This is a genomic window from Tahibacter harae (assembly GCF_024437735.1).
In the GTDB taxonomy this organism is placed as follows: domain Bacteria; phylum Pseudomonadota; class Gammaproteobacteria; order Xanthomonadales; family Rhodanobacteraceae; genus Tahibacter; species Tahibacter harae.
This window is the reverse complement of record NZ_JANFQO010000011.1, coordinates 71,601-80,776: the sequence shown is the minus strand read 5'-3', so window position 1 is coordinate 80,776 and position 9,176 is coordinate 71,601. Positions and strand designations below refer to the sequence as shown.

General features: G+C 68.9%; 7 protein-coding genes. 3 read left to right on the top strand and 4 right to left on the bottom strand.

The window, feature by feature from the left end:
- Entirely contained in the window at window positions 1–2,301 is a 2,301-nt protein-coding gene (locus NM961_RS13175) for a hypothetical protein (RefSeq protein ID WP_255914856.1), read from the top strand.
- A gap of 500 nt (window positions 2,302–2,801) precedes the next feature.
- Here the strand turns inward: NM961_RS13175 and NM961_RS13170 are convergent, their stop codons facing one another.
- Complete coding sequence (locus tag NM961_RS13170; protein ID WP_255914855.1) at window positions 2,802–3,023, bottom strand: hypothetical protein; 222 nt, start codon at window positions 3,021–3,023, stop codon at window positions 2,802–2,804.
- Between the two features lie 318 nt (window positions 3,024–3,341).
- Here NM961_RS13170 and NM961_RS13165 point away from each other — a divergent pair, with 318 nt between their 5' ends.
- A complete protein-coding gene (locus tag NM961_RS13165) occupies window positions 3,342–5,396 on the top strand; it encodes an O-linked N-acetylglucosamine transferase, SPINDLY family protein (RefSeq protein ID WP_255914854.1) in 2,055 nt (684 codons plus the stop codon).
- 100 nt (window positions 5,397–5,496) lie between these two features.
- On the opposite strand, the gene NM961_RS13160 is transcribed toward NM961_RS13165, so the two are convergent.
- Window positions 5,497–6,387 carry a ferritin-like domain-containing protein gene (locus NM961_RS13160; protein WP_255914853.1) on the bottom strand — a complete coding sequence of 297 codons (891 nt, stop codon included), beginning with the start codon at window positions 6,385–6,387 and terminating at the stop codon, window positions 5,497–5,499.
- Window positions 6,388–6,634: 247 nt separating this feature from the next.
- Here NM961_RS13160 and NM961_RS13155 point away from each other — a divergent pair, with 247 nt between their 5' ends.
- Window positions 6,635–7,228 carry a YdeI/OmpD-associated family protein gene (locus tag NM961_RS13155; protein WP_255914852.1) on the top strand — a complete coding sequence of 198 codons (594 nt, stop codon included), beginning with the start codon at window positions 6,635–6,637 and terminating at the stop codon, window positions 7,226–7,228.
- A 133-nt stretch (window positions 7,229–7,361) separates the two neighbouring features.
- Here the strand turns inward: NM961_RS13155 and NM961_RS13150 are convergent, their stop codons facing one another.
- Complete coding sequence (locus NM961_RS13150; protein WP_255914851.1) at window positions 7,362–7,727, bottom strand: hypothetical protein; 366 nt, start codon at window positions 7,725–7,727, stop codon at window positions 7,362–7,364.
- A 208-nt stretch (window positions 7,728–7,935) separates the two neighbouring features.
- Entirely contained in the window at window positions 7,936–9,150 is a 1,215-nt protein-coding gene (locus NM961_RS13145; RefSeq protein WP_255914850.1) for a GNAT family N-acetyltransferase, read from the bottom strand.
- Window positions 9,151–9,176 lie beyond the last annotated feature (26 nt).

The following is a 9,176-nucleotide window of genomic DNA, read 5'->3' as shown; positions in this document are numbered from 1 at the left end:
ATGCCCAGAACCCTGCTGATTTCCGCCCTGCTGCTCCTTGCCCTGCCCGTGCTGGCATCGGCGCAGGGGCAAGGCCCGCTGATCCCCGGCGACAAGACCTTCGGCGAATCGCTGCAGCAGGAAAAACGCCGCCGCTGGTTCAACGAAGTGCGCAATCTCGAACACGAGCCCGATGCCGCGCTCTACCGCAGCGAAGCCCTGGTGCAGCAGCAGGAAGTGCTGGCGCGGCGAACGCCGCAATACCTCACCGTCGCGCCGCGCTGGCAGTCCATGGGTCCCAGCCCCATGACCATGACCGGCTGGACCTTCGGCAAGGTGTCCGGCCGCATCCTCTCCTTCGCCGTGCGCAGCGGCGACGACAACATCCAGTACCTGGGCAGCGCCTCCGGCGGCCTGTGGAAGACGGTGGACGGCGGCGACAGCTGGCTGCGCCTCTCCGACGAGCTGGATTCGCAGGCCATAGGCGCGCTGCTGCTGGTCAACGGCGCCACGCCGGCCGCGGATGAACTGTGGGTGGGCACCGGTGATTTCGCTTCCGGCTGCTACGACTATTTCGGCAGCGGCCTGTATCGCTCCACCGACGCGGGCCTGACTTTCCAGCCGCGCAACGGCAGCGGCGCCAACACGCTCAAGCTCAGCACCATCAACGCCATCGCACGGCGCCCCGGCCAGCCGCAGACCCTGCTCGTCGCCGGTGCCGGCCAGTGCGTCAACGGCAGCGTCACCGCCACCAGCGGCATCTACCGCACCACCGACAACGGCCTGAACTGGACCCGCGTAGTCAGCAGCGGCCGCAGCATGGATGTGCGCTTCGACCGCAACGACGGCAACATCGCCTGGGCCGCGGTCAACGGCGTCGGCGTGCTCAAGTCCACCGACGGCGGCGTCACCTGGGCCACTTCCCGCGCCAACACCTCGGCCAAGATCCGCCTCGCCACGGCCGACAGCAACAGCAACATCGTCTACATGTACACATCCGGCGGCGCCATCGACAAGACCAGCGACGGCGGCGCGACCTGGGCCTCCATGGCCACCGGCGCCTGCGACGGCCAGTGCAGCTACAACCTGACCATCGACGTGGATCCCGCCAACCCCAGCCGCATCATGGTCGGCGCGATCCGCCCGTACCTGTCCAGCGACAGCGGCGCCACGCGCACCGCCATGACCACGACCTGGGGCAGCACGCAGAGCGTGCACCAGGACATTCACCACGTGTACTTCTCGCGCAACAGCTCCACACGGCTGTGGATAGGCTCCGACGGCGGCCTGTGGCGCAGCAACGACGGCGGCGCCACCTTCACCCACCGCAACGACGGCCTGACGCTGACCCAGTTCTACGATATCGCGCTCGATCGTCGCGATCCCGACCGCATGCTCGGCGGCGCACAGGACAATTCCTCGCTGGCGCGCTCCACCAGCAACGTATGGTTCCTCACGCGCACCACAGGCGACGGCTTCATGAACCTGTCCGCGCCCGACGACGGCGCCAACAACGGCCGCTACACGTTCCAGACCAGCTATCCCTCGTCGGACCTGCCCAACATCTCGCGCAGCAGCAACTACGCCGGCCTCTACGGCGGCGCCATCAGCTACAGCAGCGTGAGCACGTCCGGCCTCGTCGCCGGCGGCTACCAGTGGGTGACGGCGATGACCGTGACCAAGGGCTACGTCTTCGTCGGTGGCAATTCCGTATTCCGCATGCCGGTGACGGGTTCGAGCTGGAGCAGCACCGGCAGCGCCTTCGCCTCGCCCGTCGCCGTTTTCAGCGATCCCGACCCCAGCGGCACCGCACCGCTGCGCCTGTACGCAGGCACCACCGGTGGCAAGGTCTATACCACCAGCAACGCCCTGCCCGGCGGCCCGGACTGGACCGACATCAGCGCCGGCCTGAACGGTGCACGCATCACCGATATCGCCACCGAGCACGGCAACGCCAGCACCGTCTATGTCACCGTCAGCACCTTCACCAATACCAAACTGTACAAATCCACCAACGCCGGAGCCAGCTGGACACCTGTCGGCAGCGGCCTGCCCGGCGTAACGGCCAACAGCGTCATCGTCGATACCGCCAATCCGCTGCGCGTATTCGTAGGCACCGATATCGGCGTGTACGAGAGCACCGACGGCGGCGCCACTTTCGCGCCGATGACGCTGGGCATGCCGCGGGCCAGCGTGGTGCTGGATCTGGAGATCGCGGCGAATCCGCACGTGCTGGTGGCTGGGCTGTACGGCGGCGGGGCATGGAAAATCAGTCTGGATCCGGATCTGGATACGATTTTCGTCGACGGATTCGAGCAGTAGCCGCGCGGCAGCGCCTTCGTGGCGTTGAAAGAGCAGCGGGAAATACAGCCGTCGGGACCAACGGCGCTGGAGCCGGCAACGACTGCAGCGCACTGATCCAGTCCGCAGGAATCGTTGGCCTCCGATCAATTCGCCGGGTCCGAGGCGACCCGCCGCGCCTACGGACCAGACCCGGGCAGGCCGCTGCAAGACCAGTGGATACGCCTGCTTCAGGCGGGCCTCTTTCAGGACCGGCCGCCACCGCCTGGCACCTGCGTGTGCGGTCACGCAGCACCTAGTGAAACTACGCCAGCCGTTCGGCGGCCGTGAGCTGAACAGCCGCCTGCGATGCGCGGATGCCCCGCAGAAACAGCGGCTTCGGGCAGTGGTGCAGCCATATCAGCGCGTACGGCAGGGCGACGACCCGGCTGCGCGCCGCTGACGGTCACGTAGCGAGGAAGGCTTGCGGCTGACGCGGGATGCCACAGTTCACGCAGGCCGGTATATGCCGGACCGCTATGTCACTTCGCCATCGCGCCCCGGACAAGCAGGAATGCGATCAGGCCGGACAGCGGCACCAGCAGCAGCGTGATGCCAAGACCGCCAAAACGGCAGGCCATGGCGGGAAGCGTGAAATCCGCACTGCACAGGGCGCCGGAGACGGTATCGAGATGCCCCACGGCCCAGATGAGGGCCAGGTAGGAAACCAGCAGACCGACAGCGATGGAGACGCTGGTTTTCATGAGGTGCTGAAGCAGATGGTCGCTGCGCCCGGCGTACGGAGTACGCGGGATTGGGAAAGCGCGCGCCGGATGGTGGTTGGCCCCGCGGCACCTGTCAAGCCAGGCCGCCGGCTGATCCGACGCACGGCTTGCGCCGCGGCACCGGACAAGGGGGGACGCCGCCAGGTAGCGCAGCCGCGCAGATCCGCCATGATTTGCCTGGGGCTTGCCCGCATTCGCCGCGGTGCGGATGCCGGCACCACAGCAGGGTCCGGTCACCCGGATGCTAGTCTCCGCGCCGAGCACACCTTGTAGCCGCATGGACTGCCACATCTGCCGATGGTTTCCCCCGAACAGCGAATCCAGCACGCCCTGCAGCTTGCGCAAACAGGCAAGCTGCCGGAAGCCGTCGCGCTTCTGCGCCAGCTGACCGCGCAGGCAGCGGATCTGCCGCTGCCGCGCTTTCTGCTGGCGCTGCTGCTGCACCAGTCGGGCGCTTCGCGCGCGGCGCTCGCAGAGATCGACCAGGCCCTGCGGCTGGAACCGGCCAATCCGGCGATGGGCGAACTCAAAGCCACGCTGCTGGCGCAGCTCGGCCCACCGGAGGCGGCGGAAGCCCTGGCGCGTCAGCTGCTCGCGGACAGCGGCGACAGGCCGCAAGTGTGGCTGTGCCTGGGCACCGCGCTGCAACAGCAAAAGCGGCTGGCGCAGAGCGCCGCGGCGCTGCGCTCGGCGCTGGCGCTGCGGGCGGATTTCGCACCGGCGCGGCGATTGCTGATCCAGGTCCTGTTGCAGCAGGGACAGGATGAACAGGCGCTGGAAACGGCATCGGCCGCGGGATTTCCCGATGATGCCGCCGCACTGGATGCTGTCGACGATTTCCTCGCCAGCGGCGCGCTGGATCAGGCGCTGGCATTGCTGCACAGGTTTCCGCAGCCGGCCCGTCCCGGCTACGAACGGCTGGTCCGTATCGCGCGCCTGCTGCACCAGCGCAGCCGCTCCAGCGAGGCGCTGGCCTGGAGCGAAGCAGCGCACGCCCTGCGGCCGGACGCGCTGGAGCCGCAGGAAATGCGCGCCGTCAGCCTGATCGACCGCGGCGACGTGGAAGCGGGGCTGGCCTTGTACGCCACGCTGCAGGCACGCAGCGATTTCGGCGCGGAGTCGGCCAACCGCCGTCTGATTCTTTCGCACTACGATCCGGCGCAGGACACCACCAGCCTGTTCGCTGCGCATACGGACTGGATCCGCCGCTACGCACCGCCGTTCGGCACGGCTTTCGTGCGCACGCAAAGCGCCGATGCCGGGCGCCGCCTGCGCATAGGCTGGATCTCGCCGCGGTTCAACGCCGGCCCGGTGACCAGTTTCCTGACGGACACACTCGCCGCCTTCGACCGGGAAAATTTCCAGCACGTCCTGGTTTCGCTGAGCGGCGCCGCAGACGAGGCGACCGCCGGCTTCCGCGCAATGGCCGACACCTGGCTGGATGCGCGCGGCCTCGATGACGAAAGCCTGCTGCAGCGGCTGCGCGAACAGCAGTTCGACATCGCCGTCGATCTCGCCGGCCATTCCTTCGGCAACCGCCTGCGCGTGCTCGCCCAGCGCGTGGCGCCGGTGCAGCTGTGCTGGCTGGACTATTTCAACACCACGGGCCTGGCAGCCATGGACGGCTGGATCAGCGACGAATGGCTGACACCTGCAGATTCGCCCCAGCGCTATGTGGAAACGCTGCACCGGCTGCACAGCGGACGCTTCTGCTACAGCCCGCCGGCGCAGGCGCCGCTGCCGGATCACGCCGGCAGCGCCGCGGACGCGCCCGTATTCGTTTCGTTCAACCGTCTGGCCAAACTCAACGACGGCGTGCTTGATGCCTGGGCCGAAATCCTGCGGCGTGTGCCCGATGCCCGGCTGGAACTCGGCGCCGGATTGCTGGGCGATGCGCAGGTACGCGCGCACACCGTCGAACGCTTTTCCCGGCGCGGCATAGACGCGCAACGCCTGCGGCTCCACGCCAAGCGCAGCTACGCCGATCTGCTCGCCGCCTACCGGCACGCCGATATTGCGCTGGATCCATTCCCGTTCTCCGGCTGCACCACCACAGCGGATGCGCTGTGGATGGGCGCCGCGGTAATCACCTTGCCGGGCAGCAGCTTCGTGAGCCGCCAGAGCGCAAGCCTGTTGCAGCGGCTGGGGCGCGCCGCATGGGTGGCGCCGGACATTGCCGGCTATGTGGCGCAGGCCGTGGCTATGGCACAGCACGTGGATGAACTGCGCGCCACACGCACGCAATTGCGCTCGGAGGTTCGCCGCAGGCTGTGCGATGCGGCGGCGCAGGCAGCCGAGATGGGCGCGCTGTTCCGCTGGTTGTGGCGGGACTCCGCCGTGCGGCAGCACTAGACGCCGCGACCGGGCAGCGCCTGCCCGCAGCGGCCGGCTGTCCTCATCGCCGGAGTCAGGCTCGCCTGTCCGCGACGGGAACGGATGGCGCGTCGTTGCATTACGGCATACGCAGCCGGTCGCGCCACGCCGCCTCCTGCATTTCACGCCGGGGCGGACGCAACGCCGACAGCAGCGCACGCGCACGCACGCCCAGCCACAGCCCGGCGGCGAACACGCGGCTCAGGCCATCGTGACGCAGGCCGAACAGTGCGGGACAGAGCAGCCGGGCCGCGTAATGCAGATGCGCAAATCGGTAGTGCGGATACAGGTCCGCGTTGTAGCGCCGCGCGGCGGCGTGACAGGCGTAGCGCGGGGCCGAGTCCGCATCGACCAGCCAGGAGGCGAACATGATCTGGTCGTCGCTGAGTTCCAGCATGCGGCCCAGTCCTACGCGCAGGCGCTGCCACAGGCTCAGCGGCGTACGCGCCCGCTCTGCCTGCAGCATGGCGTGAAACATGCCGTAGTGGCGCGCCTCGTCCTGGGACAGGGCATGCAGTACGGCGCGGCCCAGCGGGTCGGCGCAACGGTCGCGCAGCACGCGGTAGAAAGTGCTGGCCAGGGCTTCGACCACGCAGCGCGCAACCAGCTCGCCGGCGATGGAGCCGCGCACCGAAATGCCGTCGCAGGCGTGATAGTCCACACCGTCAAGATAGGCCTTCAGCGCCGCGTCGAAGCCGAATTCGCCGTCGGCGGCTTCGCACAGGCGGCGCAGCACCACGCCGTGTTCGCGTTCTTCGCGGTTCCAGCCGTCAATGGCCGCGCGCCACTCGCTGCCGCGTGCGGCGAAAACGGCGCGCAGATAGTCGGCGTACTGGTCGGCGCGGGATTCGACCAGGGCCGTGGTGCGCAGGATATGCAGCAGCGCGGCATCGTAGCCGGCGGGCAGCAGTTGCGACCAGGCGAAATCGGTGCTGCGCAGCGGACGCGCGGCGGGCTTGAGCAGGGACATGGCGGGCTCCGGAGGAAACAGCCTGCACAGTGCGCGCGCCCCCGGTGGCGATGGCGGCGGCGGCGGGGCAATTTCGGGCGTGGTGCTGACAGCGCGCGGGCGATGGCGCTGGCGTCGCGGCCTTTTTCGCCACTGGCGCCGGGCCTCTGGCGACTCGCGTCCGTCGTCAGCGGAACGCCGACTGCAAGTTTTTGCTAGCGGCATCCGCCCGCTGGCCGCTGCCCGCGGCAGATCGCATACTCGCCGCATGCTTCGCCGGACCAGCACCATGGATGCCGAATATTTCCGTACGCCGGACGAATTCCGCCGCTGGCTGCAGCGCCATCACGCCAGCGCGACAGAGCTGTGGGTCGGCTATCACAAGGCCGGCACCGGCGAGCCCAGCATGACCTGGCCGCAATCGGTGGACCAGGCCCTGTGCTACGGCTGGATAGACGGCCGCCGCCAGCGCGTGGACGAACAGCGCTATCGCATCCGCTTCACGCCGCGCAAGCCGGGCAGCATCTGGAGCACGGTGAATATCCGCCGCATGGGCGAACTGGAAAAGGCCGGTCTGGTGCAGCCCGCCGGCCGCGCCGCCTTCGCCGCGCGGCGCGCGGAGAAGACCGCCGTGTATTCCTACGAAGTGCGGCGCGAAGCGCTGGAACCGGCGCAGCGTGCACGCCTGGACCAGCATCCCGCCGCCGCCGCGTTCTTTGACGCGCAGAACGCCTCCTACCGGCGCGCCTGCTGCAACTGGGTGAGCGGCGCCAAGCAGGAGTCGACGCGCGAGCGCCGCCTGGACAGCCTGATCGCGCATTGCGAGCGCGGCGAGACCTCGCCGCAGTTCACGCGGCGCTGAGGCATTTCCGCGCTGCCGGCAGCCGGCGTCCTGCGCGCGTCGTGGCCCGGGCACTGCGGCAGGATCGCCTGCTCATCGTTCTGGCCAGTGCCCGGGATATCGCCCGCGTTGCAGCGGCGCCGCAGCCCATCCGTCAGGCCAGCATGACCAGCACCGCCACGCCGCCCAATCCGGCCCAGCCCGGATGCCGGCCGCGCGTGCCGAACAGCACCAGCAGGGCGCTGACCGCATAGGCGATGGCGACCACATTCAGCAGGAAACCGCGCAGCGCGAGCGGTTCCGGCATCGCGGCCAGCTGCCACAGCAGCGCCGCCAGCGCGAGACCAAACACGGTCGCGATATGCCAGCACGCCCAGAGTATGTCGAACGGCCGCTGCAGCCGGCGCCGGCCGGCGGCGTCGCGCGGCTGGCGCCGGAAGATCAGCACTTCGCCCAGCAGCGAGTGGATCAGGCCGACCACGACGGCCAGCACGGTTGCAGCAAGCAGCCAGGTATTCATCGCATCACCCGGGGCGCATCGCGACGATGCCGCCACACGCTAGCACGCGCCGCCGCGGGCGGCAGGCAGCGTGACATCGTGCCGCAGCCGCCGGCGGGCAGGCGCGCAGCGGCAGGAAGGCGGGCTGCGCCGCGCGGCCGTCCTCCGCCTCAATGCGGCAGTCGCGCCGCAGCCGGATACGGCATCGCGCGGCGGCCCGCCGCGGCGCTCAGGCTTCCTTGAACGGCTTGCGCTGCGGCACTTCCTCCGGTTCCACGCGCGTGAATATCTCGCGCACCAGGGCATTCACCGCAGGCAGGCGATGGCGCAGCCACACATGGCTGGAATGCGCGACCGCGCCCAGCGACGCCTTGGGCTCGGCCGCGGTGCGGCCGAAACTGAGTTCGCTGCAGCCCAGCTCGATCGCATCCTCGATCAGGCTTTGCAGCAAGCGCAGGTACAAGGGCACGGTCGCGTTGACGGCGTAATCCAGTCCCACGTAATAGCCCAGCGCGCGGGAACCGTCCTTGATCGTGCTCATGAAGCCGGCGATGTGCTCGTCGTTGCGGATCAGCGTGCAGCGGAAATTCTCCGCACCGGCCAATTGCGCCAGCGCGCCGAAATAGCCCGGCGGCAGCGCCGACAGTCGCGTGGACGCGCGCTGTTCCACCGCGCTGTAGAGTTCGTGCAGGCGCGCGTCGTGCGCGGCCGCATCGGCATTGCGTTCGACGCGGTAGCCGGCGTCCTGCACCTGCTTGATGATCTTCTTGGCCTTGCTGCGGTAGTTGGAATTCAGATCGGCGAGATAGCCGGCGAAATCCTTCCACTGCGGCCGCACCGGCATCGCCATCTCCGGTTCGGTCGCCAGCGGCCGGTAGCTGAAATCGCGCAGCGGCGTGGCGGCGGCGTTACGCGCGTCGTCCAGGTCCTTGATCATCACGTAATCGATCTGGCCGTGCAGGCGGTCGGCGCGGCGGATGCGGTACAGCGCTTCGGCCACGCCGTGCCAGAGCAGGGCCGGATCTTCGTCCGCGGCGAAGGCCAGGCCGTGGAAGCCGCTGGAGACCAGGCTGCCGCAGACCAGGATGCGCGTGCGGAACTGCTGCAGCGCCTTCTTGCGCACGCGCGATTCGGGCAGGTTGGCGAGCTGGTGGCCGCGCACTTCCAGCACCTGCGCGGCCAGCGCGACGATGGGTTTGCCGTTGCGGTAGACCAGGGCGTAGCGCTGGCTCATGCCCTGCGGCGAATGGGTTTCCAGCAGGCGCCGGTAGTCGCGGCGCATGAAGAAGGATGCGCCGGCGGTCAGCGCATCCCAGTGTGCAGGATTGAGGAACTCCACGCTGTCGGCGATGACGCAGTCCAGGCCGCCCGGGCGGGCGCGCTTGTCGTGCCGCTGCAGCGCGGCCTTGATCTCGTCGACGGCCCCCAGTATCCCCTTGCCCATGTCGGCATCCTGCTCATTGGTCGGTG

Coding starts and splice junctions, on each gene's coding strand:
- NM961_RS13175 (WP_255914856.1), top strand. CDS start 1: ATGCCCAGAACCCTGCTGATTTCCGCCCTGCTGCTCCTTGCCCTGCCC.
- NM961_RS13170 (WP_255914855.1), bottom strand. CDS start 3,023: ATGAAAACCAGCGTCTCCATCGCTGTCGGTCTGCTGGTTTCCTACCTG.
- NM961_RS13165 (WP_255914854.1), top strand. CDS start 3,342: ATGGTTTCCCCCGAACAGCGAATCCAGCACGCCCTGCAGCTTGCGCAA.
- NM961_RS13160 (WP_255914853.1), bottom strand. CDS start 6,387: ATGTCCCTGCTCAAGCCCGCCGCGCGTCCGCTGCGCAGCACCGATTTC.
- NM961_RS13155 (WP_255914852.1), top strand. CDS start 6,635: ATGCTTCGCCGGACCAGCACCATGGATGCCGAATATTTCCGTACGCCG.
- NM961_RS13150 (WP_255914851.1), bottom strand. CDS start 7,727: ATGAATACCTGGCTGCTTGCTGCAACCGTGCTGGCCGTCGTGGTCGGC.
- NM961_RS13145 (WP_255914850.1), bottom strand. CDS start 9,150: ATGGGCAAGGGGATACTGGGGGCCGTCGACGAGATCAAGGCCGCGCTG.